Source organism: Streptomyces sp. NPDC000134 (assembly GCF_042899225.1).
Taxonomy (GTDB): domain Bacteria; phylum Actinomycetota; class Actinomycetes; order Streptomycetales; family Streptomycetaceae; genus Streptomyces.
Genome location: NZ_JBIAZN010000023.1, coordinates 73,476 through 97,869 on the forward strand (window position 1 = coordinate 73,476; position 24,394 = coordinate 97,869).

Consider the following 24,394-nt stretch of genomic DNA (forward strand, 5'->3'; position numbering starts at 1 on the left):
CCGCCCCCCGCCCGAAGCCGAATCGATGTGCCATCAGAAAGAGCCCCGTCCATGAGAGCTGCCATCGGAATCCCCGCCCGACGCCGTACCGTGAAGGCGGCCGTCGCCGTCGCCCTGCTGGCGGCGACCCTCATGTCCTGCGCGGAGGAACCGAACGCGAGCGACAACAGCGACGGGGACGCCACCCCGCTCACGCTCGGACTCACCTACATACCGAACATCCAGTTCGCGCCCTTCTACGTGGCCGAGGAGAAGGGCTACTACAAGGACGCGGGCCTCGATGTGACGCTGCATCACCACAGCGCCAGCGAGGACCTGTTCGGCGGTCTGAAAGCGGGTAAAGAGGATCTCGTCATCGCAGGCGGCGACGAGATCGTGCAGGGCCGGGCCGGCTCCGTCCCGGTCGTCAACGTCATGACGCTCTACAAGAGTTACCCCGTGGCCCTGCTGGTCCCTGCTGACTCGTCCATTCGTGACGCCAAGGGTCTGAAGGGCAAGACCATAGGGGTGCCGGGACCCTACGGCGAGACCTACTTCGGCCTGCTCGCGCTGATGGCCGAGGGCGGACTCACCACCGACGACGTGAAGGTGAAGTCCATCGGCTACACCCAGCAGGCGGCCCTCGCCGCCAAGCGGGTCGACGGAGTGATGGGCTTCGTCAACAACGACCAGGTGCAGTTCGAACAGGCGGGCCTGGACGTACGCGCCGTACGGCTCGCCGAGGGCACCGACGGCGCGCCCCTGATCTCCTCGGGCATCGGAGCGTCCGAGAGCTACCTGAAGCAGCAGCCCGAGGACGTACGGAAGTTCGTCGAGGCGACCTTGCGCGGAGTCGAGTTCACCCTGGCCGACCCGGAGGAAGCGGTCGAGCTCAGCCGCGCCCACATCCCCACGCTGAAGGACTCCAAAGGCAAGGCTGCGGCGCTGGCGGTGCTCAAGGCGTCGGTGCCGCTCATCCGCGGCTCCGGCGGGCGGCTCGGGGAGAGCGACCCGCAGACCTGGAGCCGGATGGCGGACTTCATGAAGGAGAAGGGCCTGATCAAGAAGGAGATCCCGGCTGAACAGGCCTACACCAACGACTACCTGCCCAAGGACTGAGGGCGAGACGCGCCCCCGCTCCGCTGCAGTCGAACCAGTCGCGACGGGAAGGAACGAGAAGAATGGCTCTCAAAGCTCTCATTCTCAACACCACTCTGCGCCGGTCACCCAGCCGCTCGCAGACCCAGGGACTCATCGACAAGGCCCTCCCCCTCTACGAGAAGGAGGGAATCGAGACCGAGGTCATCCGGGTCATCGACCATGACATCGAGCAGGAGTACTGGGACGACTACGACGACTGGAACGCCGGGGAGAAGGCGCGCCGCGAGGACGAGTGGCCCTGGCTGCTCGGCAAGATCAGGGAGGCCGACATCCTTGTCATCGCCACCCCGATCACCCTCAACATGTGCACCTCGTCCGCCCATGTCATCCTCGAAAAGCTCAACCTCATGGACGAGCTGAACCCCGACACTAAGCAGTTCCCGCTGTACAACAAGGTCGCCGGGCTGCTGATGTGCGGCAACGAGGACGGCGCCCACCATGTCGCCGGCACCGTGCTGAACAACCTCGGCCGGCTCGGCTACAGCGTGCCGCCGAACGCCGCGGCCTACTGGCTCGGCCCGGCCGGCACCGGACCCGGCTACATCGAGGGCAAGGGCGACCGGCACTTCCACACCAACAAGCTGATCCGCTTCATGGTGGCCAACACCTCCCACCTGGCGCGCATGCTCCAGGAGACCCCGTACGCCACCGACCTGGAGCAGTGCGCCGAGGCGGCCCGGGAGGAGAGCGACGACGTGTTCGCGATCAGGGTCAACGTGAACACCCCGGCCATCCGCTACAAGCGGTTCCAGAAGCTCGGTGAGGTCAAGGTCGAGGACGGCCAGCTCAGCGGCTGACGACCGGGGGCCGGGTGACCTCCAGGCGCCCGGCTCCACCTCAGGACCTCGGCGTAGTCGGCGGACATTCGTTTCGTGATCACTTGAGCCCGAGCAGGGCGAGCGGGCGGTCCGCGTTGCGGGCGTCGTGTCGCAGGGCGGCCGATACGACTTTCTCCGCCTCCGTGTGCCCTGTGGGGCCACCTCGTTCCCTGTCAGGCCGAACGCGTCATGTGTCATGGGCTGTTGACGGCGTCCCTGGCGGCCAAGGCCGGCAGCCGACCGCACTTCACCGCCGTGCGCACGGACCGGAAATTCCCGCGGCGGGCGTGGGCCGACGAGGCCATCGAGGCGAAGGTCACCGTGACCTCGCTCGGGCAGGGCGTCGCGGTGTAGTTTCGGGCTGGTCATCGAGAACGAGCAGGGCGAACCGGTGCTCCGGGGCGGGAGCACCGGAGTGATCCACCGTCGAACCCTCACAGAGGGCCGTCGTCGATCCCTCCGGCGACGGCCGCCCCGGCCGCGTTCGCCACCGTGTCCCCGTCGAGGAGGATGTCCGCGACGAGATCGTCGTCGGAGTCGAGCCCGAGCCGCTCGGCGATCAGGAAGGAGATCTCCACGGCGGCCAGCGAGTCGCCGCCGAGCTGATGGAAGTCGTCGAACCGGCCCACCTCGTCGAGGTCCAGCACATGTGCCCACACCCCGGCGATCAGCAACTCCAACCGGGTCGAGGGCTCTTCGAACGCCGTTGCGAGGTCGGGCCGCCCCCGGCGGGGAACGAGCAGCGCGCCCCGGTCCGTCTTCCCGTGCTTCCCGACCGGCAACCCCTCCACGACGTTGATCCGGGCCGGCACCGACCGGCTGGGAATCCGGTCCGCCAGATGCCCCATGAGCGCACCGAGCGGATCGAGCAGATCGTGATCGGGCCGCAGCACCACATGAGCGGCGAGGGACCAGCGACCGGACCCGCTGCGGTACGGCACCACACACGCGTCCAGCACCGCCGCGTGCTCCCGCAGCGCGCACTCCGCCTCGGCGGGCTCGACCCGCTGCCCCCTGATCTTCACCTGGTCGTCGACGCGCCCGCAGAACTCGATCTGCCCGTCCGGCGCGCACCGGCCGAGGTCACCCGTTCTGAACGAGCGCCAGCCCGCGGGCGGTTCGGGCCCCACAGGGGAGAAACGGCTTCGGTCGCCGTCGAGGTAGCCGGCGGCCACACCGACACCCTGAAGGCAGATCTCGCCCGTCTCGCCGACCGGGCAGACCAGGCCGTCGCGGTCGAGGACGTACACCCGCGTGTTGTCCATGGGACGCCCGATCGGCACCGGGTCCCGGGGCGCCAGGTCCACCCGCGCGTGGGTCACGTCGATGGACGCCTCCGTGGGGCCGTACAGATTGTGCAGCTCGGCGTCCGACTGCCGGGCGAACTCCCTGACCAGGTCGGTCGTCAGCGCCTCGCCGCTGCAGAACACCAGCCGCAGCTCGGGACAGCGCCGGGCGCCCTCCGCCCGCAGCCACAGGCGCAGCATCGACGGCACGAAATGGGCGACCGTCACCCGGTGTTCGGTGAACCGGGTGATCAGCGCTTCCGGCGAGGTGTGTTCCCCGGGCGGGATCACCACGCCGCGCGCACCCGCGTACTGCGGCCAGAACAGCTCCCACCCGGCCACGTCGAAGGTGACCGGGGTCTTGAGGGCCACCCGGTCGTCCTCGGTGAGCGGAAAGGCCCGCTGCATCCACCGGATTCGGTTGGCGAACCCCTGATGTGTGCAGACGACGCCCTTGGGCCGCCCGGTGGAACCCGAGGTGAAGATGACCTGGGCAACAGCGTCGGCGTCCAGCGCCGACGGCTCGCCCTCGGGGGGCACGGCACAACGCGCCCGTACGTCGAGACTCGCGGCGAAATCCTGGCCTCCCCCGGCCACCAGCACCGCTTCGACACCCGCGACGTCGGCCGCCGACCGGCGCCAGGCGACCGGATCGGCCGTCCCCAGCGGGCAGTAGGCGCCGCCGGAGAGGGCCACGGCGTGGACGGCGGCGACGAGTTCGGCCGAGCGGTCGATCGCCACGCCGAGGACCCCGGCGCCGAACCGCTCCGTCAGCGCCGCGCACAGGCCGAGGGCCCACTGGCCGAGCTCCTCGTAGGACCAGTCACGGCCGCCGTCGGTGAGTGCGACGCCGGAGCCGCCCGCGGAGTACCGGCGACGCAGCTCGTGGAGCACCTCGTCGGGACGCACCGGTGTGATCTCGCCCTGGAGATTCTCGATCACCGCCCGGTCGGCGGGTGTGCAGCGGGCCCACGGATCGTACTCCGGTGGCATGGTCACACCTTTCTGGCGCCTTTTCTGAAACCGGGAGGACGCCCGGATTTCTTCGGTCGGCGGGAATTTGACGGTGACGTGCGGAAAACCGTGGAAATCGCGAGGGATTTGCGGAGCCTAACTCGACCCCATCGGAGTGACAAGGCGTGATCTGGGCCAACTCCAGGCGCGGGAAACCCCGTTCACCTGGATCGCACGTGGAGGACGGGGTCAGTTTCGGACAACCTGGACGGTGTTGATTGAGGGCCACCCGGCCGGGTTTTAGGGTCGCTGTGGAGTTGCCGGGTCCCTCTTCTCGTCCGATGGCCGTAAGAGGTGCGAATGCAGGATTCCGAATCAGCGTCCGCCATCGCTGTGGACGACCTCACACGAACCTTCCGCGGACCCCAGGGCGGGGTGAAGCGTGCGGTCGACGGACTGTCGCTCCGCGTGGGACGCGGCGAGATGGTCGGACTGCTCGGGCCCAACGGAGCGGGCAAGACCAGCACCGTCAAGATCCTCATGACAGTGCTGCTGCCGACCTCCGGTCGGGCCCGGGTCCTCGGGCACGACGTGGTGGCCGAGGCGCAGGCCGTGCGCCGCCTGACCGGCGTGATCCTGGGCGGTGACCAGGGCCTGTACGCCCGGTTGTCGGCCCGGGACAACCTGCTGCTCTTCGCCGACCTGTACGGGCTGCCGTACCGGGAGCAGAAGCGGCGGGTGCCCGAACTTCTCGACATGGTCGGGCTGTTGGGCGAGGAACGCAAAAGGGTCGAGTCCTACTCCCGCGGGATGAAACAGCGGCTGCACATCGCGCGCGGGCTGCTGCACGACCCGGACGTGGTCATCCTGGACGAACCGAGCAACGGCATCGATCCGGTCGGCGCCCGCGAACTGCGCGCGCTCGTCCGCGAACAGGTCCACCGGGGCCGTACGGTGCTGCTCACCACCCACTACATGTTCGAGGCCGACGAACTGTGCGACCGCGTGCTCGTGATGCGCGACGGACGGAAGATCGCCGAGGGCACCCCCGAGTCGCTGAAGAAGCAGACCGACGGCCAGGTCGTGCTGACCGTGCACCTCAACGGCGCGGGACAGCGGGACGTGGACCGGCTGCGCGCCCTGCCCGGCGTCCAGTCGGTGAGCCTGTCCGACCGGGACGCGGGCCAGGTGCTCGACGTGCACAGCGGCCAGGAGACGGATGTGACCGCCGCCGTCCTGGCCGCGCTGAGCGGGCTCTCCGTCCTCCAGGTCTTCAAGCGCGAACCCACGCTGGAGGACGCCTACGTCTCCCTCATCGCCGGAGCCGCCCGGTGACCGCGGCACCGACGAACGCCGGCCCGCGTGCGACAGCCGGCTACCTGCTGCGCGCCTGGCGCCTGGAGCTGCGCCAGCTCGTCCGCACCCGGCTGTACGTCTTCCTCGCCGTCTTCCTGCCGCTGATCTGCGCCTCGCTGGCCTTCCACATGCTCGACGGCTCCGACCGGGACGTCGCACCCATCTCGGTGGCGCTCAGCGCCGGGCTCATGGGCATGTGGTCCTCGACCCTGCTCGGCTCAGGCAACGCCATCAACCGGCTGCGCTGGACGCAGGTCCTCGAACCCCTGGTCGCCAGCCCGCGCTCCACCTTCCTGATCACCGTGCCCTTCGCCCTCGCCACCGCCACTCTGGGCGTCTACGGCCTCGCGGCCTCCCTGGTGTGGAGCGCGCTGCTGTTCGACATGCCTGTGCACCTCGGGGACCCCGCGCTGTTCCTGCTGGCCCTGCCGGCCACCGTGCTGGCGCTCGGCATGCTCGGACTGCTGCTGTCCTCGGCGTTCATCCTGTACCCGACCGCCCAGTCGCTGGCCAACTTCTTCGAGTACCCGGTCTGGATGCTCAGCGGCATGCTCGCCCCCGTCTCCACGCTGCCCGAGCCGGTCCGGGTCATTTCCTGGTGCCTGTCGCCCACTTGGGGAGTGAAGGCCCTGGAAGGCGCGGCGCTCGGAACCCCCGGGGCCGCCCGCGCGGTGAGTATGTGCCTGCTGCTGTCCGCCGTCTACGGCGCCCTCACACTGCTGTTGCAGAGGAGGTTCGAGTGGATGGCACGCTCCAGCGGCACGCTGGCCCTTCAGTGACCCTGCGGCTGTTCCTCGTGGCGGGCTGGCGCTCGCATCTCGCCCTGTTCCGCTGGCTGCGCCCGTCCGCCTTCGTCCCGACCGTGATCGGCGTGCCGGTGGTGCAGTTGGTGTGGTTCGCCCACCTCGGCCGCTACCTGGGCACCCGCCCGGTCGCGTACTACGTGGTGGGCAACGCGCTCATCTCCTGCGCCATGGCGGGTCTGTTCGCCCCGTCCATGTCGATCCAGGGCGAGCGTCACAGCGGCACCTTGAGCGCGCTCCTCGCCACCCCCGCCAACCGCGCGGTCATGTTCAGCGGCCGGATCTTCCCGGCCGTCCTGATCGGCGCCTTCACCTCGACGCTCATGCTGGCTTTCGGTGTCGCCCTCGGCTGGGTGGCCATCCCGGCCGCAGCCCTGCCCGGGTTGGCCGCGGCGGTCCTGGTCACCGCCCTGTCGTGCAGCGCCTGCGGACTGGTGATCGGCGCGATAGGACTGCGCACCCGCGAGGCGACCTTCGTCTCCAACGTGGTGCTGTACGCCATCCTCCTGCTCTGCGGGGTGAACATTCCCGTCGGCCGACTGCCCGACTGGCTCGCCCTCATCGGCGCGGCGATGCCCATGACGCAGGGCATCGAGGCCGCCCGGCGCGCACTCGCGGAACAGGCCGGGGTGGCGGGCCTGCTCGGCTGGGAACTGTCCAAGGCCGCCGTCTACATTCTGCTGGGCCTGCTCCTGCTGCGCGTCCTGGAACGGATGAGCCGGGCCTCCGCTGCCCTCGACGACGTATGAGGAAAGGGACATGACCACCACGTCGGCCGCCGACCGCGCCCCCTTGACCTACGGCCAGCTCTCGGTCTGGCGCGTCATGACCGACTGGCCGCTCGACCGCTGGCCCGAGACCTACCTGAGCACGGTGGTGCCCGTGCCGCCCGACTGCCCTCTCGCGACGGTGACGAAGGCACTGCACACGCTGTGCGCCCGCCATGAGTCGCTGCGCACGCGGTTCGTCGAGCGGCAACAGCATGTGATGCCGGTCGCGGACGGGGTGGATGTGGCTGTCGTCGAGCGACCGGGCGCCACGCCAGCCGAGGCCGAAGCGGCCGGACGGGAACGATGCGGCCAACCCTTCGACCGCGCGGAGGAGTTCGCCCGCCGCTTCACCGTGGTCACCGACGGCGGACGCCCGGCGTACGCGGTCATCGTCGTCGACCACATCGTCGCCGACGGCTACGGACTGGCCCGGCTGCGCGCCGAGGCCGCCGCCCTGATGGGCGCCGACGACCCCGACGGCAGGCGTCAACTGGACGAAACCCCGGCCCGGCCGGTGGACTTGGCCCGTCTCCAACGCTCCGCCGCCCAACGCCCGCGCCGCGAGGCGGCCCTCGGCCACTGGCGCGACCTGCTGCGCACGCTGCCTCAGGAGCTGTTCCCGGTGCCGGACGAGGCAGGTCACCACCCCGGCCGTATCGAGGCCGTCCTTCGCTCTCCCGGCGCACGGACCGGGCTCGGCGCGGCGGCCCGGCGGCTCGGCGTACCGCCCCAGACCGTCCTCCTCGCCCTGACCTCACTCGCCACGGCGGCCGTGACCGGAACCGAACAGGTCGTCCACACGCTCCAGTCGAGCAACCGCTTCACCGCACCCTGGCGCACCATCGTCAGCTCCATGAACCAGTACGTGCCCCTGGCGCTGAAACCCGGAGCCGCTCCCTTCGCCCGATATGTCCGGCGAGTCCACGGAGCCGCCCTGAAGGCGTACCGACTCGGCACGTACGACATCGACACGGTGACCGGCCTGGTGCTCACCGAGCGGGGGATCGTGCTGGGCTTCGACCACTTCTTCAACTTCATGGCCCATGACGTCCCCGGCGATCCGCAGGGACTCGGAGGCGGGACCCGGCGGATCGAGACCACCCGCCCCTACCGCCAGATCGGCCCGCGCCTGGACGTCAAGGTCCGCGGCGGCCCCGAGATGCCGCTCGTCGTACGCGCCGACCCCGGACTCCTCCCGCGGACCGGCCTGCACGCGCTGCTCGCCTGGTACGACGACGAACTGCACCGCTTGGCGACCGACGGCGCGGCCACGACGGACGGCCTGCTCGACAGGTGCCGGTCCGCTGTCTGCCCCGGGGCCGAGCGATGACAGGACTTCCCCTTTCCCACGCCCAACGGCGGCTGCGGTTCCTGGAGCAGGTGGGGGCCGGGGGAGTGGCCTACCGTCTGGCCGAGGGCATACGGCTGACAGGGCCGCGACCTGGACGCCTGCGCCCACCAGGACCTCCCCTTCGACCTCCTGGTCGAGACGCTCAACCCCAGCCGGTCCCTGGCCCACCACCCGCTGTTCCAGGTCCTGCTCGCCTTCGAGAGCCGGGAACCCGGCCGGGCGACCGGCGGCTCGTGGCGTACGTCGTGCCGGCGGCCGGACGCCCCGTCGTCGCCGCCGAGGTGAGACGTGCCGTGGCCGCGGTGCTGCCCGAGGGAGGAAGGGCTGCCGCTGACGGTGAACGGCAAGGTCGACCGCGTCCGGCTGCCCGTGCCCGACCACGGCGCCGGCACGACGGGCGGCGCCCCGCGAGACGACCGTGGGGAGGCGCTGTGCCGGTTGTTCGGCGAGGTGCTCGGTGTGGAGCCGGTCGGACCCGAGGACGGGTTCTTCGAACTGGGCGGCCACTCGCTGCTCGCCGTACGGCTGGTGGCGCGGCTCCGGGCCGAGCCGGGCCGTGAGGTGGCCGTCCGGGACGTCTTCGGCCATCCGACCGTACGGGGGGTGGCCGGATGCCTCGACGGGCCCGCCACGGCACGCCCCGTACTCCGGCGCCGGGCGGCCGCATGACCGAACGCGTTATCGGCCGAGAACCGGTGTTTGCGCGCGGGAGGGGATGGAACAGCTTGGCGCGGCACATGGGCCTGTGGCAGCATATAGCTGCCAAAATCAATCCACACAACGCAAGCGGGGTTCGGTGCAATTCCGAACCGGCGGTGAAAGCCCGCGACCCGGTCGAAGCCATCGACCGGTTGACCCGATGGAATTTCGGGGCCGACGGTTAAAGTCCGGAAGGGAGTTTGCGTGTGTTGGCATTCTGGTGTACACCGGCGCGTTCACCCGGCCGGTGGCCCTGGGCTGTCGCGCTCTTCCGCTCCTGACCTCGCTCGCGCTTGGTGCAAGGCCATGTCGGAAGAGGAGATGGGGATGTTCCCTCTCGAAAGCGTCGAGGACGCCATCGACGCCGTGCGGGCCGGAAGGCCGGTCGTGGTGGCGGATGACAATGACCGGGAGAACGAGGGCGATCTGATCTTCGCCGCCCAGCACGCCACCCCGGAACTGCTCGCCTTCATGGTGCGCCACACCTCGGGATATGTGTGCGCGCCCTTGACCCCGCAGGACTGCGACCGCCTCGAACTGCCGCCGATGTACTCCATCAATCAGGACCGGCGCGGTACGGCTTACACCGTGACCGTGGACGCCCGGGAAGGTGTCACCACCGGAATTTCGGCCGCCGACCGTGCCCACACCATCCGGCTGCTCGCCGATCCGGCCACCACGGCCGGAGACCTGTGCCGGCCGGGCCACGTGGTGCCGCTGCGCGGTGTCCCGGGCGGCGTCCTGCGCCGGACCGGGCACACCGAGGCGACGCTCGATCTCGTACGCCTGGCCGGGTGCCACCCGGCGGGTGTGCTGTGCGAGCTGGTCAACGACGACGGGACCATGAAACGCCTGCCCGATCTGCGCCGCTTCGCCGACGAGTTCCAGTTGCCGCTGATCACCGTCGCCCAGTTGGTCCAGTACCGCCGCAAGACCGGTGACACACACGACGAACGCGTCCTGGCCGTGGGCGTCGCGAGGTGACCCGTACCGACCGCTGAGTCGAGAACCCATCCGCAGCATCGGAGGTACCGTGGAAGTTCGCCGCCCTGACGCAGGACCGGACCGGCCGCAGCGCTCCGCCAGGCCCGAGGGCCTGCACATCGCCCTCATGGGCATCGACGGAGCGGGCAAGAGCACGATCGCCGTCGAACTGGCCGAATCCCTGCGGGCGGGCGGCCACGAGGTGGAAATCGTCAACTTCAAGCGGGCCATGGCGGGCGCGGAACCGGCCACCTCCGGTGTGCTGTCCCACGTGGCGTTCGCCGCCCTGCGCGCCCAGTACGCCGAGGCCGTGCCGGCGGACCCCCTCAACGATCTCGGCGCGCTGCTGGCCGGTGACGACGACGCCGCCAAGTTCTCCGAGATCGAGGAGCGGCTGCGCGCGGTGGACGTCGCGGCCAACAGCGCGCGGCCCCTGCTCTCCTCGGCCGTCCTGGAGATCGTCGGCGGCTTCTGGGTGCACAGCTATGTCGAGTCACGGCTGCGCGACGGCGTGGTCGTCGTCAACGACAGCTTCGGGTACAAACACGTCCTGAAGAACGTGTTGCTGGCCCAGCGCATGTCCGGTCCCGGCTCCCCCGAGCACACCGAGGCGCAGCGCGTCCTGGACACCGCCAGAGGGCTCTTCCACGCGCTGTTCGGGCCGACGTACGGCTACTGGGTCGACACCGATCCACGGCTGGCCGTGCGCTGGCGGGCGGCCACCGGCGATGTCACCACCCCGTTCGAGAGCTACGGTCTTGCCGGGGAGCACGGTGACGCTTCCTTCCTCGCGATGCAGGACCACTGCCGCGACGCCTTCCGGCAGGCCGCGCACGGGTGGCGGTGGCAGACCGTCGCCCTGGCGGACGTTCCGAAGGACGAGAACATCTCCGGAGCTGTCCGACGGATCGAGCAGGACGCCCTGGGCCACCTCGAACGGGTTCGGGCAGCACGGTAGATGAGTAGCGGATACGCCACCGAGAACAGGGGACTCGCCTGGCTGCGCCGGTGCCTCGCCGAGGAGCGGAAGGAGGCCGGACTGGCCTTCAACCCGTTCCGTGACGCCTTTCAGCGGGCCCCCGAAGAGGTCTACGCGCAGTTACGGGAGCGCAGCCCGGTCCACTACAGCCGCCTGCTGGACTGCTGGGTGGTCACTCGGTACGACGACGTCGCCCGAGTCCTGCGCGACCACATCGTCTTCCGCAGCAGCCCGGACGCGACCACCCAGGATCTCGTCGATCCCTACGTCACACTCGACCCCGGCCGCCCCTCCCTGTTCATGCTCGACCCGCCCGACCACACCCGGCTGCGCGGCGCCGTGCGCGAAACCTTCGGGCCCGAGGCGCTACGGCGTCTGGCCCCGCGCCTGGAGGAGTGCGTCCGTCAGGTCGTGTGCTCTTTGGGCTGGGCGGGTGACCGGGTCGATCTGGTCCCGCGGTTCGCCACCGTGATCCCGCTGCGCGTCTTCGAGTTGATCTCCGGGCTCGAACTGCACGCCGACGACCGGGTCACCGGCTGGGTCCGCGACGTCGTGGGCGGACTTGAGCCCATGGCGACGGCACACACCGCCGACCAGGCGCTGACGGCCTATCGGGCACTCGGCGCGTGTCTCGACGAGGGGCGCGCCCGACCGGCGCGGGCAGGGACGCTGCACTGGACCCTGGCCCGCGACGTCGAGGCCGGACGGCTGAGCGAGGCGGAGGCCCGGCAACTGCTGATGTTCCTGATCCTCGCCGGGACCAGGACCGTCTCCGACTTCCTGGCCGATGCCGCCCGGCGGCTGAGCGCGCTGCCGCCCGGGGCCCCCGCGCGACAGCGCGTCGACGACACCCTGGTGGACGACCTGATCACACGGATCTCGCCGGTGCAGATCGTGGCCCGGACGGCGGCCGTCCCGACAGACGTGGGCGGCCGGAGGATCGCCGCGGGGGACCGCGTCCTGCTCGTGCTCGCCTCCGCCAACCGCGACCCGGGACGGGCCGGCCCGGACGTGTCCTTCGGCGGCGGCATCCACCGCTGCGTGGGAGCACGACTGGCCCGACTGGAGGGCCGGTCGGCGCTGGCGTGCCTGCTGGAGACGTTCCCCGGGGTCCGGCTGGCAGAGGCGATGCCCTCGCGCCGGTGCGTCACCCTGCGCAGTTGGGACCGCGTCATCGTGCACTTATGAGTCAAACCGGGAGGGATCGTGCTGGATCAGTCGCACGAACTGGAGATCGCGCGGACCGTGGCCGCCCATCTCCGGCAGGGGGGCCGGTTCGCGGACGACGACTGCGTCATGCTGATCGGCTCCTCGGTGTCCGGCTTCGGCCACGCTCGCTCCGACCTCGACCTGCTCGTCTCGGGCAGCACGGCAGGGCGGCTGCCGATGCACTCCTTCCACGACGGCCGACGGGTCGACGTCGACTTCCTCTGTCCCGACGCGTGGGAGCAGACCAAGGGGTGGGTCAACACCTGGGCCCGCTCGGTCACCGAGCCGTACCAGGGCCGCACCCCGCCCCCGGTCGACGACCGGGAATGGTGGGCCGACCATCTGTGGCTGTACGACCGCGTGGTGAACAGCGTCCCGATCACCGAGCGGGTAACCCCGGAGTTCCTGAAGGACAGCTCGGCGGATCTCCTGTCGGCCGCGATCCACAACTACTCACGCGCCCTGTGCCTCCGGATGGCCGGGCGGGCCGGAGTGCACCTGCGCTCGGGCAACCTCCCGGCCGGCTCCCAGTACCTGTGCGAGGCCCTGCTCGCCGCGGTCGAAGGCGTCGCGGCGGCACGCGGGATCACCTTCGTCAGCGACCGGACCGTGCTGGAGAAGGGGCGCCGGGTGCAGGCCCCGGAGGACCCCTGGGACGCCGCCGACGTCGAGCGTCTCTTCAACGACCTGATGCGCCGGGCCTGGGGCACCGGACCCGACCGGAGCGGCGAGGTCCCGGCCGTACTGGAAGCCCTGCTGGGTGCCGAGTTCGGTGCGGAGCTCCAGGCCACCGCAGCGGGCCTTCCGCCGGAGGGGCATCTGCGGCTCGACCTGGCCGAGGGATGGAAGGCCCAGGTCGCGGGCGGCGCGGGCTTCCTGCTACGGCCCGACCGCTCGCTGTACGCCACCAGCCCCGCCGTCGCCCGCTTCGTGATGGACCGCGGCGCCGTCCGGACGCTCGCCCGGCCCGTCGCCGACGAACTCCTCGCCACCGGCGCCGCGGTGGTCGACCTGGACGGCAGCGCCGTGCCCGCCGTCCACCGCACCGCCGGACATCCACCCCTGTCGCAGGTGTGCACGGCCCCGGTCGCGCCCAGCCCCGAAGCCTGGGTGTCGTGCCGCATCGCCGCCAACTGGTACGCGATGACGGTGTGGAGCCTCTCGGACGATCTGCACGGCGCCGTGGAGAGCGGCCACCGCAACCGCGTGCTGCCGATTCTGCGGAAGGCCGAGATCTACCTGAGGATGATGACGGTGGCTCTCGGGAGCGTACGCAGCGAAGTGGGCCGCAACGTCGCCATGGACCTCCAGGCCGACGCCCTCGGCGACGGCTTTCTGGAACTGCTCGACCTCGTGGGCAGCGAACGGTCCGAGGACTTCCGGCGGGTGCCGGAAGAGGCGGTTGCCGTGTTCGGCTCCGTCATGGAGGCGTGCGGGATGCCGGCGCGCGCCGACATGTTCGAGACCAACCGGGGTTTCATGAAGCAAGTCGCCGACGTACGTGTGTGGTTCCGGGTCTCCGAAGGACTCGGAATCCCCGTCGAGGCGCCCGCCACACTCCTGGCCAAGGGCGGCGGCGCCACGCCGGGCAGCTCATCCGTCATCGCGGAACCGACCTGACCAGCCAGCCGGAGCAGAGGGAGACACAGTGTGACTACCGTTCTCGACCGGGTGATCCAGATCCTCGTCTCCCATCTCGGCATCGGCGAAGGGCAGGTGACACCCGACATGAGCTTCAAGGAGCTCGGAATGGACTCGCTGGACCTGGTGGAGATCATCATCCGCTTCGAGGAGGAGTTCGAGGGAGAGGCGGACGCCGGCGAGGGGTTCGAGATCACCGATGAGCAGGCGAGGAAGATCCTCACCGTGGGCGATGCGGTCGCCTACCTCAAGTCCCGTGGAATACACGACCGGTAGCCCCGGAAGGAGTGCGCGCATGGGGAGCCCGAGCGACACGGCGGAGCTGACGGAGTTCTTCACCAGGGTGCTCGGCGGGGAGTGGCACCTGTACTCCTCCCACATCCTCGGCCACGCCACGGAGACCGAGAACCAACAGGCCAAACTGGACCTGCTCGCCGAACAGATGCACCTGCGCCCCGGTGCCCGGGTCCTCGACGTCGGCTGCGGCTGGGGCGGTTCGCTCACCTACCTCGCCACCCGGTACGGCGTCACCGGCGTCGGGATCTCCCTGGTCCCGCAGCAGTGTGCCTACGCCGGCCGGCGGGCGCGGCGGCACGGCGTGCCCCTGGAGTTCCGGCCGAGCCACTGGCAGGACTTCGAGGCGGACGAACCGTTCGACGCCGTGATGACGACCGGCGTCGTCGTCCATTTCCCCAGCCTCCTCGACTACTTCGTCCGCGCCAGGCAGTGGCTGCGGCCCGGCGGGGTCCTGCTCAACGAGGAGATGCACCTGCGCTCGGCCGACGCGTCGGCGTCCCGCGCGAGCCGGGCGCTGGCCGCCCTGGACGACGTACGCAAGAAGGGCCGCGAGGCCGGAGGACGCCTGGTCGTGGACGAGGAGGGCCACTACGTCACCCTCGACCGGGAGACCGAGCTGCTGCGGGAGGCGGGGTTCGAGGTCGAGCGGGTGGTGCCGCTGTCCATGGCGGACTACCAGAGGACGGTGGAGGGGTGGGTGGACAACTGCGAGCGCCGGAAGGCGGAACTGACCGAGCTGACCGGGCGGGACGTCTACCGCTGGTACCGCCTCTACTTCCGGCTCTTCCGCCGGCTGATCGACGACCGGACCATGCGGCTGGACGTGGTGAGCGCGCGAGTGCCGGACGACGGGACATGACCCACGGCCTCCCGGCGCCGGTCCGGGCCGCCCTCGCGACGGCCTTCCGGCTGGAGCGCGTCCTGCGCGTCGACCCGGTGGCACGGCCGGGCCGGATGGCGGAGAGCGCCCGGGTGCGCATCCGGGAAACGGACGGCACCCGGCGGACGGTCTTCGCCAAGTGGCCGTCCCGGCATGCCCGCATCCGCCGTGTCGCCCGCCAATCCGGTGCCTACCAGCGGGAGGTCATGTTCTACCGGGACCTCGCCGGCGACTGCGGGCCGAGCGTGCCGAGGATGCACCACAGCTCCTACGACCCCGGCACCGACGCCTTCGTGCTGCTCCTGGAGGACCTCGGCGAGGCCCGGCCCGGCGACAACGCCCACAGCTCCGTCACGGACGTACGACGGGCCCTGCGAACCATCGCGGGCCTGCACGCGCGCTGGGCGGCCGGCGCCGACCGAGTGCCGTGGCTGCCCGACTGGCACGGCCCGCGGGTCCGGCGCTACACGCGGTTCGAGCTGGACCGGATCGCCCGAGCCGCCGCCCGGGGGCGCCTGGTGCACGGGCGTTCGGTGCTGCCCCTGCTCGCCGGACTGAGCGAAGGGCAGGACGAGTTCTTCGCCCGGGTGGCCGAGAGCCCCAGGACCGTGGTGCACGGCGACCTCCATATGGACCAGGTGCTCCTGCCCGCGTCCCCGGACGCCGTGCTCGTCGACTGGCAGCTCGTGCAGCGCGGGAACGCGGGCCTGGACGTGGCTCGGCTCGTCGTCATGGGACTGCCGCCCGAGGTACGGCGCGGTCATGAGGCCGAGTTGCTGGACACCTACGGAGGTGTCGGACTCGACGAGTTCCGCAGGGGGATCGTCTGGACGGCGTTCATGAACACCTCGTACGCCCTGTCCCGCGGGCCGGACACCGAGGCGAACGCCTTCAGTGAGCTGATGTTCGGGAGAGTCGCTGCGGCGGCTGCCGACCACGGCCTCCTGAGAGGGCCAGGACCCAGGCGATGAGCGAGCGGTCCGGTCATGGTGTCGTGCGCCCCGGGTCCGCGCTCCGGGCTGAGGGACGGCTGGTACGAGGCGGTCGTCCCGGTGGTCCTACGGAGCGATGTCCTCCGGGGTCAGCATCTCGGACAAGGGAAGCGACCATTCGACGGCCCCCGGACGATAGAGCTCGACCCGTCGGCCACCGGTCCCGACCAGGAGCCCGTTCCCCGCCCCGGGGCCGCACAGCCAGATGATCGCCGCCACGTTGTTCTCGGGGTCCTGCTCCGGCGCGTTGCGGTAGGCGACCGGGTCGGCGATGCCGTGGTGGCGGGCGCGCATCAGCTCGATCCGGCGGCGGCGGGCGCTCGGAGCCCGGGGCGCCGAGGCCCTGGTCCTGCCGCTGGGCAGCACGACGTTGACATGGACTCCGCTGCCCGCCAACTCGTCGGCGAGGGCGCGCCCGTAGGCGAGCACCGCCCCCTTGGCCGTCGAGTACGTGCTCAGACCGGGCGAGCCCGTGACCGAGCGGGAGGAGAACAGCACGACACGGCCGTGGCCCCGCTCGCGCATGGGGACGATGCATGCCTCGGCCAGGTGCCGCGCGCCTGCGGCATGGACGCCCAGTACGGCGTCCCAGTCCTCGTCCGTGGCCTCCTGGACCAGCGCCTGGCGGACCACACCGGCCGCGTGGCACAGCGCGTCGACCCGGCCGAAGGCGCGCACGGTGTCGGAGACCAGGTCCCGGCACTCGTCCGGCCGTGAGACATCCGCGCAGACGGCGACGGCATGTCCGCCCCGCCGGTTGATCTCGCGTGCGATGTCCTCGGCGAAAGCCGCATCCCGGCCCCGTCCGTCCGGGTCGCAGCCGAGGTCGGCCACGACGACGGTCGCGCCCTCCGCGGCGAGCCCGGCCGCCACGGCCCGCCCGATCCCGCCGCCTCCACCGGTCACGATCACCACCCGGCCCGCCATCTCGTGCCCGCCCGCCGCCCCGAACGCCTGAGCCACCTGCGCCGAGCTCGGTGGCCCGGCCGCGTGCAACAGCTCACGCTCCACCGTCGGCGGCGCGACCCGGCTGACCGTCCCGCCGCCGACCAGGAACACCTGGCCCGCCGCGACCGACGGCCGCTGTGTCACCATCCGGACCAGCCGCGCCCCGTCGGCCCCCTCGCTCAGCAGCACACCGCAGACCGAAACGCCGTAGAACGACAGTTCGGCCGCAGCGGAGCGCACGAATCCAGACAATGACTCGCAAGGTGGCCGGCCGGCTTCGACGGCGTCCCGGGGCAGCAGCAGAACGCAGACCAGAATCCCGCCACGCCGTGCAGCCAGCGCTCGGGCGGCCTTACGGGCGCGCCGCGCGGCCGCCGCGACACAGCGCAGCTCATCGCCGTCCGCCATGGTCAGCGAAGCCCCCACCACGACGGCACGCACCGGGCCCTGCTCGGGCAGGGTGGTGCGGACCTCGCCGTCGAACGCGGCGGACAGGGGCGCGATGAGGGGTTCGTCGGCCATTATCGAAACGATTCCGGCGCCCTCGTGGGGCTGAGAGGGCCGTTTCATGGCCGCACCAAGAAGGTGACCCTATGGTGGAACAGTACGTCGGTGAACCGAGACATAAGGACGATTCCATGAGTGAATCCGACTGGCTCGACCACATATCGATCGACTGGAACGACTTCGACAGCGCGAGCCGGATCTCCGGTGAGATCGTGCGACACCTGGCTGCCGACCGGGCCCTGTTACGGCGGATGGTGAGGGAGGCTCAACAGGACGAACACCTGCGTCCGCTCGCCGAAAAACACTTCGAACTCACGTACATAGTACTGTACGACGGCCTGGAGCGAGGGCTGCGGATTCGACTCCACCGCTTCACCAAGGGCCTGGAGGACATCCCGCACAACCACCGGTTCTCCTTCTCCTCCGCGCTGTTGGCGGGGTCCTACGTCCACACCATCTTCGATCTGGAACGGCCCGAGGACGCCGAACCGGGGCGCCCGCTGTGGACCCTGGACCAGCCGGAAGGCACCCACGAGGGTGCGTCCGTGGGGGAGTTGGCGACCGTCGGGCTCCGGCCCGCGCTGGCGACCGTGCAGAGCGCCGGAAGCTCCTACACGCTCCACCACTCCACGATCCACAAGACGGCCATGCCCGACGAGACCGCCTTCTCGGTCTTCTGCCGCGGCCCCGCCCAGAAGCCCTGCGCGCTTCAACTGCAACCGGACAGCCACAGTTACCTGTGGAAATTCGGCCGGGCCAACGAGACATCGGATGTGCTCGCTTCTCGGAGGCTGAGCGATGACGAGTACCGCGCGTTCGTCACCATGCTCGAAGAGGCGGACGTCATCTGACGCGCTCGATTCCCGGTCCCCTGGGCTGGCGAGTAATGAGTCGACGGGACTGATGAAACCGGTCGGTTGATTCAGTATGCGTCAGCCGCGCTCGTAACGACCAAAAGCAACGTCAGTCACGAGGAGGAGACAGCCGATGCCACTGGGACACGGGACGCTGGACTTACGTGAGGACCCCGACGGAACGCTCTCCGTCGCGGTGACACGCCAGGACACGTACCCGGTGATCATCGGCGCGGGCAAGCTCGCCGCTCTGCCCGCGCTGACGGAACAACTGGGCCTGACCGACTCCACGTTCGTCATCACCGACACCGACGTCGCCGACGTGCTGCTGCGGCGCACCCTCGACGTGTTCCGCGCGAGCGGCGTCCGGGCGGAACCGATCATCATCCCCTCCGGTGAGGCATCGAAGTCCTGGCCCGTACTCCAGAGCGTGATCGAGGCGCTGCTGGCCCGGGGCGTGCAGCGGCGCTCGGTGCTGGTGGCGCTCGGCGGAGGGGTCGTCGTCGACTCCGTCGGGTTCGTGGCGTCGGTCGTCATGCGCGGGCTGCCGTACATCAATGTCCCGACCTCGCTGGTGGCCCAGCTCGACGCGGCCATCGGCGGCAAGACGGGCATCGACCACAACGGCTCCAAGAACCTCCTCGGCGGCTTCTACCACCCCGCGGCCGTCCTGATCGACCCCGAACTGCTGGGCACCCTGCCCCCGCGCGAGATCCGGGGCGGGCTGGCGGAGGCGATCAAGGTGGGCATCCTCCATCAACCGCTCTTCAACAAGCTGGAGAAGCTGGACACGGGCACCCCCTACGACATCGACGCGCTCACCGCCGTGACGCGCGACGCCGCCACCTACAAGATGCACCTCCTCAAGGACGACCCCTTCGAACGGTCCCTGGTCAGACTGCTCAACCTCGGCCACTCCTTCGGGCACGCGCTGGAGGCGGCGACCCGGTTCGAGGTGTACCGCCACGGCGAGGCGATAGCCGTGGGCATCGCACTGGCCACGATGATGAGCCGGCACCGCGGACTGTGCGACGCCGGCACCGAGGACCGCATCATGGCCTGCCTGGCCCAGTGCGGCCTCCAGATCGCGCTGCCCTCCTCCCAGACCGCCGCCACCTGGGCGGAGATCGACGTCATCCGCCGGATACGCAATGGCGTGCTCAACGAGGTGCTCCCTGTCTCGATCGGCGAGTGCGTGGTCGTCGACGAGGTCTCGTACGGTGAGTTCACGGCGGCGGCCGACGCGCTGACCGCCGTGGCGCGGACCTTTCCCCCGCGAGTGACGGCCGGCCGACGGTGAGTGCCGTCCGGCTTTTCGTCGACGGCGGCGGCACGACGACCCGCGTCGCCCTGTGGCGCGACGGGGACGACACCCCGTGCGTGCAGTGCGACGGGCCCAGTTGCAACCCTCGCAGCGTGGGACGGGCCCGAGCCCTCGCCCACCTCGACGACCTGATGCGTACGGCGTGGCAGCGCCGGCCCGCGGACGCCGGCGACCTGGACTCGGCCTGGCTGTGCCTGTCCACGGCCTCGACCCGCAAGGCCCTCGACGACTTCGCCACCGGACTGCTGGACCTGCCCTCCTCGCTGCTCCACCAGGCCGCGGACGTCTGGGTCACCAACGACATCGGCCCCCTGCTGGTGCACGACGGACACGCCACCGACCGGGTGGTCGTCGTCTGCGGCACCGGCACCGGATTCGGCGCCGTGAACATCGCCAAGGGCCTGACCGCCCGAGCCTCCGGCAAGGACTACCTCCTCGCCGACGAGGGCGGCGGCTTCGACATCGGCCTCCAGGGTCTGCGCGCCGCCGTCCGGGACACCGACGGGCGCGGTCCCCGCACCCGGCTGACCGAGGCGGTACGGCACTGGCGGGACGTCGGCCAGGAAGAGCTGTTCGATCTCGTATACGGCTCCGCCGAACCCAAGGTGCTCATCGGCTCGTTCGCCCCTTTCGTGCTCGGCGCCGCACAGGAAGGGGACGCTTGCGCCCGGGGCATCGTGGAGCGCGCGGCGGAGGAACTGGTCGCCGGAGCACGGGCCGTGGCCGAGCGCGCCGAACTGGGCGGCTCCCACGAGGTGTTGCTCGTCGGCTCCACCCTGCTGGGCGAACCGTCCCTGCTGCGCACCGGGTTCGAGCAACGGCTCGCGAGGGCCCTGCCGAATGCCTCGGTACGGCCCCTGCCCGGCACCACCCTGACCGCCGTGCGGGAAATGGCCGCACTGCTGCCCGGGGACGAGCGGCTTCAGCGACTGCTGGGGGAGTGCATACCGTTGAGGCGGTTCCCGGCGGGCGTGTCCGAGGTGGCCGTAGCCCGTACCAACAGCCGGTTCGAGATGGCCCCGGTCCTGACGCCCGTCCTCGCCGAGATGGAGAGCGTGTTGTTGTCCGGTGAGGCGATCCTCTCGCCGGAGGTCACGCGATTCGAGGAAGCCTTCGCCGAGTACATCGGCTGCCGGCACGCGCTCGGGGTGAACAGCGGGACCGACGCCCTGATACTCGCCCTGGAGGCGCTCGGCATCGGCCCCGGCGACGAAGTGATCACCGTGGCCAACACCTTCCACGCGACCGCGCTGGCGATCATCCGTGCCGGTGCCACCCCCGTGCTGGTCGACGCCCGCCCCGACGACTACCTGATGGACACCGCCGCCCTGGACGCGGCCGTGACTTTCCGCACCAAGGCCGTCGTGGCCGTTCACCTCTTCGGGCTCCCGCTGGATCTGGCACGGGTCGCCGAGGTGTGCGAACGCCACCATCTCCCGCTGGTGGAGGACTGCGCGCAGGCCGTCGGGGCGTGCGTGGACGGTCGACGGGTGGGTTCCATCGGGGCGATCGGATGCTTCAGCTTCCACCCGAGCAAGAACCTCGGCGCGGCAGGTGACGCCGGGATGGTCACGACGAACAACTCCGAACTCGCCGAACGGATACGTGGCCTGCGCTACTTCGGTCAGCGCCGGCGCAAGGTGCACAGCGAGCAGGGGCACAACTCCAAGCTGGACGCACTGCAGGCCATCGTCCTCCATCACAAGCTCCCGTTCCTCGACGGCTGGAACGAGGCACGCGCACAGCGGGCGGCCGAGTACCGGTCCGCGCTCGCCGGGCTGCCGGTCGGCTTCCAGACGCCGGGCGAGGAACACGTGTACCACCTGTTCCAGATGTACACGGACCGGCGCGACGACCTGCTGGCGCATCTCCAGAACCGGGGCATCGACGCCGTGGTCCGCTATCCATGTCCGATCCATCTGCAACCCGCCTTCGCCGAACTCGGCCGGGGCGAGGGCGCCTTCCCGGTCGCCGAGCATCTCGCCGACCATCTGCTGTGCCTGCCGTTGCGCCCCGATCTCGGGGACCGGGAGCTGGGCGCGGTGGTGTCGGCGGTGCGGGAGTTCTTCGGGCCGGACGGGTGGCGTACCGAATGACTTGGCGCGACGCCCCCCGACTTCCCTTCGCGCCGAGCCCGGGACCCGGCAGGCTGATCACCGTCGACGGCCTGGACGGCTCCGGCAAGACCACCCTCACGGCGTCCCTGCGCGACCGTCTGACGTCGGCGGGCGTGCCCGTGCTCACGACGCGGCTGCCGACCACCCAGATGCGCGAGACTTCCTTCTTCCGGCTCCTGCGCGACCAGGGCCGCACGGATCTGGTGGACCCCGTGGCCTTCGAGGTCACGTACATGGTCGACCGGATTCAGCACTGCCATGCCGTCATCGCGCCCGCCCTCCGCGAGGGCCGGACCGTCATCACCGACCGCTACGCACTGTCGTCCTTCGGCACCCTGCTGCTCCGTCTGCCCGAGATGCGCCGGACGGTCCTGGACGCGCTCTTCCGTGACGTCTGGTTCATCGACCTGTGCCGCAGGCTGATCCAGCCGGACGTCTCCTTCGTCCTGTGGAGCGAACCGGAGACCGCGGCGCGGCGGCTGCGCTCGCGGCCCGGTGAGGCGGACGTGGGTTTCGACCCGCTGGAGTACGGGGAGCTTCAGCGGCTGCTGCTGGAGCTGGCGGCGGCGAACCACATGGTGCCGATCGACTCCAGGGGCTCGCCCGAGGAGGTGCTCGCTGCCTGTCTGGCCCACCTGGAGGAGGGCCGCAGGCCGGCCGGGCGGCGAGGCGGCCGTCCGTGACCCCCGGGGCGATCCTCACCACGGGCGGGTCCAGGGGGATCGGCGCCGCCATCGCCGCGACGATCGCCTCGTCCGGACGCAGGGTCGCTGTCCTGTCGAGGCGGCGGCCGTCCTCCGCCGACCGGGCCTGGGCGGAACTGGCCCGGCAGCCCCTCGTCGACCGGATCGAGGCCGATCTGACGGACGCGTCCGCCACGGACGCCGCGATCCGCGGCTGGCGCGGGCGCGTCCCCGAACCGCTCGACGGGCTCGTCCTGAGCGCCGTGTCGTACGGCCGTGGCCCCCGGCACCCGGTGCTCGCGACGGCGCTGGAGGAGTGGGACGAGGTGATGGCCGTCAACCTCCGGGGACAGTTCGTCCCGGTCCGCGCCGTACTTCCCGAACTCCTCGCCAGACCAAGGGCGCTGATTCTCTCCGTCAGCTCGGTCGCGGCACTCGGGTCCGCACCGGGCCGGGCCCACTACGCGGCCTCCAAAGCGGGTGCGCTGGCGTTCTTCCGGGCACTCGCCGAGGAGCTGAGGGACACCAACGTGTCCGTGGTGCAGGTGATGCCCCGCAACCAGGTCGCCACCCCGGGCCTGGCGGCACGCAGACCACCGGGATACGCCTTCGAGGGGTATGACCCGCCGACCGTTTTCGCCCCGTTCGTCCGCACGGCACTGACGGATCTCGGCGAGCGGTTCGACGGGATGCTCGTCACCGTCGACAGCGACGGCCGCTGGGAAGCGGCCCGCGCGTGAGGCCCGGCACCGCCCGTCCCGCCCATACCAAGGAGGTGCCGGCGATGCGTATCGCCCGCTACTACGACAATCGCACGGTCCGCGTCGAGTCGTTCCCGAGCCCGGTCGTCGAGGACGGGGAAGTCCTCGTGCGCGTGGTGGCGAGCGGAATCTGCGGCAGCGACGTGATGGAGTGGTTCCGCGTGCCCAAGAGCCCGCGAATCCTCGGCCACGAGATCAGCGGAGTTGTCGCCGAGTCACGGACGGACGCGTGGGCGGTGGGGGACCGGGTCGTGGTCCGCAACCAGATCCCCTGCGGCACCTGCCACGCCTGCCGGAACGGCCACCACGCCGTCTGCGAGCAGCAGGCGGAGATCGAACCGGGCGGCATGGCCGAATACATCCGTGTACCGAGGGAGGTGGCCCGGCGCGGGCTCACCCCGCTGCCGTCCGGTCTGTCCTTTCCGGCCGGCACACTGGCCGAACCACTGGCGTGCACCCTGCACTCCCAGTGCCTCGCCCGGATCGAACCGCACCACTGCGTCCTGGTCCTGGGCTGCGGAGTCTTCGGCCTGCTGCACATCCGGACGGCACTGGCTGCGGGCGTCGACCGGGTCGTCGCCGTGGACAAGGCCGGCTACCGCAGGCAGGCGGCCACGCGCGCCGGGGCGACCCTGGTGCTCGACACCGACGCCGACCTCGTCAGCGAGGTCCGCCGCGTCAACGACGGCAGGCCGGCGGACGTGGCGGTCCTGGCCACCGGCGCCCCGGAGGCCCTGGTGGCGGCATCCGGCGCGCTCACCCGCCACGGCACCCTCCTCCTTTTCGGTGCCCCGGACCCGGCCACCCCGATGCCGCTCACGCTCAACCAGCTCTTCTGGCGCCGGGAGTTGACGATGGTGAGCAGCTACGGCGCCGGGGACGTCGACCTCGCCCGCGGGCTGGAGCTCATGGAGAAGGGTGCCGTCGACGCCGAGGCGCTGATCACGCACCATGTCCCGCTGACGGAGGTGCAACGGGCCTTCGCCACGGTGACGGAAGCCCGCGATTCCCTCAAGGTCGTGCTCGACATGACCCAGTGAG

General features: G+C 70.7%; 23 protein-coding genes and 1 riboswitch. Of the genes, 21 read left to right on the forward strand and 2 right to left on the reverse strand.

The features are described from left to right. The first annotated feature begins 51 nt into the window (after window positions 1-51). The 3 genes from ribY (at window position 52) to ACFY32_RS28660 (ending at window position 2,312) form a co-directional block, all read left to right on the forward strand. Entirely contained in the window at window positions 52-1,098 is a 1,047-nt protein-coding gene (ribY, locus tag ACFY32_RS28650) for a riboflavin ABC transporter substrate-binding protein RibY (RefSeq protein WP_390675722.1), read from the forward strand. A 62-nt stretch (window positions 1,099-1,160) separates the two neighbouring features. Beyond that, window positions 1,161-1,937 carry an 8-demethyl-8-aminoriboflavin-5'-phosphate synthase RosB gene (rosB, locus tag ACFY32_RS28655; protein ID WP_390675723.1) on the forward strand — a complete coding sequence of 259 codons (777 nt, stop codon included), beginning with the start codon at window positions 1,161-1,163 and terminating at the stop codon, window positions 1,935-1,937. Window positions 1,938-2,162: 225 nt separating this feature from the next. Further along, complete coding sequence (locus ACFY32_RS28660; protein ID WP_390675724.1) at window positions 2,163-2,312, forward strand: hypothetical protein; 150 nt, start codon at window positions 2,163-2,165, stop codon at window positions 2,310-2,312. An 80-nt stretch (window positions 2,313-2,392) separates the two neighbouring features. Here ACFY32_RS28660 and ACFY32_RS28665 read toward each other — a convergent pair whose 3' ends face one another. Beyond that, window positions 2,393-4,237, reverse strand: coding sequence for an amino acid adenylation domain-containing protein (locus ACFY32_RS28665; protein WP_390675725.1), 1,845 nt, complete (start codon window positions 4,235-4,237; stop codon window positions 2,393-2,395). A 429-nt stretch (window positions 4,238-4,666) separates the two neighbouring features. Between ACFY32_RS28665 and ACFY32_RS28670 the strand changes: the two genes are divergently transcribed. The 12 genes from ACFY32_RS28670 (at window position 4,667) to ACFY32_RS28725 (ending at window position 16,138) form a co-directional block, all read left to right on the forward strand. After that, complete coding sequence (locus tag ACFY32_RS28670; protein ID WP_390675726.1) at window positions 4,667-5,533, forward strand: ABC transporter ATP-binding protein; 867 nt, start codon at window positions 4,667-4,669, stop codon at window positions 5,531-5,533. Next, window positions 5,530-6,333 (forward strand): ABC transporter permease, encoded by an 804-nt coding sequence (locus ACFY32_RS28675; protein ID WP_390675727.1) that lies wholly within the window; start codon window positions 5,530-5,532, stop codon window positions 6,331-6,333. The genes ACFY32_RS28670 and ACFY32_RS28675 overlap by 4 nt, the downstream gene beginning before the upstream one ends. Next, window positions 6,330-7,106, forward strand: coding sequence for an ABC transporter permease (locus ACFY32_RS28680; protein ID WP_390675728.1), 777 nt, complete (start codon window positions 6,330-6,332; stop codon window positions 7,104-7,106). The genes ACFY32_RS28675 and ACFY32_RS28680 overlap by 4 nt, the downstream gene beginning before the upstream one ends. Before the next feature lie 10 nt (window positions 7,107-7,116). Then, window positions 7,117-8,457: a condensation domain-containing protein gene (locus tag ACFY32_RS28685; protein WP_390675729.1), complete on the forward strand. Its 1,341-nt coding sequence runs from the start codon at window positions 7,117-7,119 to the stop codon at window positions 8,455-8,457. Between the two features lie 309 nt (window positions 8,458-8,766). Then, window positions 8,767-9,147: a phosphopantetheine-binding protein gene (locus tag ACFY32_RS28690; RefSeq protein ID WP_390675730.1), complete on the forward strand. Its 381-nt coding sequence runs from the start codon at window positions 8,767-8,769 to the stop codon at window positions 9,145-9,147. Between the two features lie 109 nt (window positions 9,148-9,256). Further along, window positions 9,257-9,385, forward strand: a riboswitch (FMN riboswitch). Window positions 9,386-9,504: 119 nt separating this feature from the next. Next, a complete protein-coding gene (gene ribB / locus ACFY32_RS28695) occupies window positions 9,505-10,161 on the forward strand; it encodes a 3,4-dihydroxy-2-butanone-4-phosphate synthase (protein ID WP_390675731.1) in 657 nt (218 codons plus the stop codon). 49 nt (window positions 10,162-10,210) lie between these two features. Continuing rightward, window positions 10,211-11,119 (forward strand): hypothetical protein, encoded by a 909-nt coding sequence (locus ACFY32_RS28700; protein ID WP_390675732.1) that lies wholly within the window; start codon window positions 10,211-10,213, stop codon window positions 11,117-11,119. Then, complete coding sequence (locus ACFY32_RS28705) at window positions 11,120-12,328, forward strand: cytochrome P450 (RefSeq protein WP_390675733.1); 1,209 nt, start codon at window positions 11,120-11,122, stop codon at window positions 12,326-12,328. An 18-nt stretch (window positions 12,329-12,346) separates the two neighbouring features. Beyond that, window positions 12,347-13,969 (forward strand): hypothetical protein, encoded by a 1,623-nt coding sequence (locus ACFY32_RS28710; RefSeq protein WP_390675734.1) that lies wholly within the window; start codon window positions 12,347-12,349, stop codon window positions 13,967-13,969. A gap of 30 nt (window positions 13,970-13,999) precedes the next feature. Continuing rightward, window positions 14,000-14,266: an acyl carrier protein gene (locus tag ACFY32_RS28715; protein ID WP_390675735.1), complete on the forward strand. Its 267-nt coding sequence runs from the start codon at window positions 14,000-14,002 to the stop codon at window positions 14,264-14,266. A gap of 19 nt (window positions 14,267-14,285) precedes the next feature. Then, window positions 14,286-15,146 carry an SAM-dependent methyltransferase gene (locus ACFY32_RS28720; RefSeq protein ID WP_390675736.1) on the forward strand — a complete coding sequence of 287 codons (861 nt, stop codon included), beginning with the start codon at window positions 14,286-14,288 and terminating at the stop codon, window positions 15,144-15,146. Then, window positions 15,143-16,138 carry a phosphotransferase gene (locus ACFY32_RS28725; RefSeq protein ID WP_390675737.1) on the forward strand — a complete coding sequence of 332 codons (996 nt, stop codon included), beginning with the start codon at window positions 15,143-15,145 and terminating at the stop codon, window positions 16,136-16,138. The genes ACFY32_RS28720 and ACFY32_RS28725 overlap by 4 nt, the downstream gene beginning before the upstream one ends. Before the next feature lie 87 nt (window positions 16,139-16,225). On the opposite strand, the gene ACFY32_RS28730 is transcribed toward ACFY32_RS28725, so the two are convergent. Further along, window positions 16,226-17,629, reverse strand: a complete 1,404-nt coding sequence (locus ACFY32_RS28730; protein WP_390675738.1) for an SDR family NAD(P)-dependent oxidoreductase — start codon at window positions 17,627-17,629, stop codon at window positions 16,226-16,228. Window positions 17,630-17,745: 116 nt separating this feature from the next. Here ACFY32_RS28730 and ACFY32_RS28735 point away from each other — a divergent pair, with 116 nt between their 5' ends. The 6 genes from ACFY32_RS28735 to ACFY32_RS28760 all read left to right on the forward strand — a co-directional run bounded on the left by ACFY32_RS28735 (window position 17,746) and on the right by ACFY32_RS28760 (window position 24,393). Beyond that, window positions 17,746-18,465 (forward strand): hypothetical protein, encoded by a 720-nt coding sequence (locus ACFY32_RS28735; RefSeq protein ID WP_390675739.1) that lies wholly within the window; start codon window positions 17,746-17,748, stop codon window positions 18,463-18,465. A 136-nt stretch (window positions 18,466-18,601) separates the two neighbouring features. Further along, the gene (locus ACFY32_RS28740) at window positions 18,602-19,768 is read left to right on the forward strand and encodes a 3-dehydroquinate synthase family protein (RefSeq protein ID WP_390675740.1); all 1,167 of its coding nucleotides are present in this window, start codon (window positions 18,602-18,604) and stop codon (window positions 19,766-19,768) included. Continuing rightward, window positions 19,765-21,888 (forward strand): aminotransferase class I/II-fold pyridoxal phosphate-dependent enzyme, encoded by a 2,124-nt coding sequence (locus ACFY32_RS28745; protein ID WP_390675741.1) that lies wholly within the window; start codon window positions 19,765-19,767, stop codon window positions 21,886-21,888. The genes ACFY32_RS28740 and ACFY32_RS28745 overlap by 4 nt, the downstream gene beginning before the upstream one ends. Next, on the forward strand, window positions 21,885-22,592 hold the full coding sequence (locus ACFY32_RS28750) for a dTMP kinase (RefSeq protein WP_390675742.1): 708 nt from the start codon (window positions 21,885-21,887) through the stop codon (window positions 22,590-22,592). Before ACFY32_RS28745 ends, ACFY32_RS28750 begins: the two co-directional genes overlap by 4 nt. Continuing rightward, a complete protein-coding gene (locus ACFY32_RS28755) occupies window positions 22,589-23,332 on the forward strand; it encodes an SDR family NAD(P)-dependent oxidoreductase (protein ID WP_390675743.1) in 744 nt (247 codons plus the stop codon). Before ACFY32_RS28750 ends, ACFY32_RS28755 begins: the two co-directional genes overlap by 4 nt. A 44-nt stretch (window positions 23,333-23,376) precedes the next feature. Further along, entirely contained in the window at window positions 23,377-24,393 is a 1,017-nt protein-coding gene (locus ACFY32_RS28760; protein ID WP_390675744.1) for an alcohol dehydrogenase catalytic domain-containing protein, read from the forward strand. Window position 24,394 lies beyond the last annotated feature (1 nt).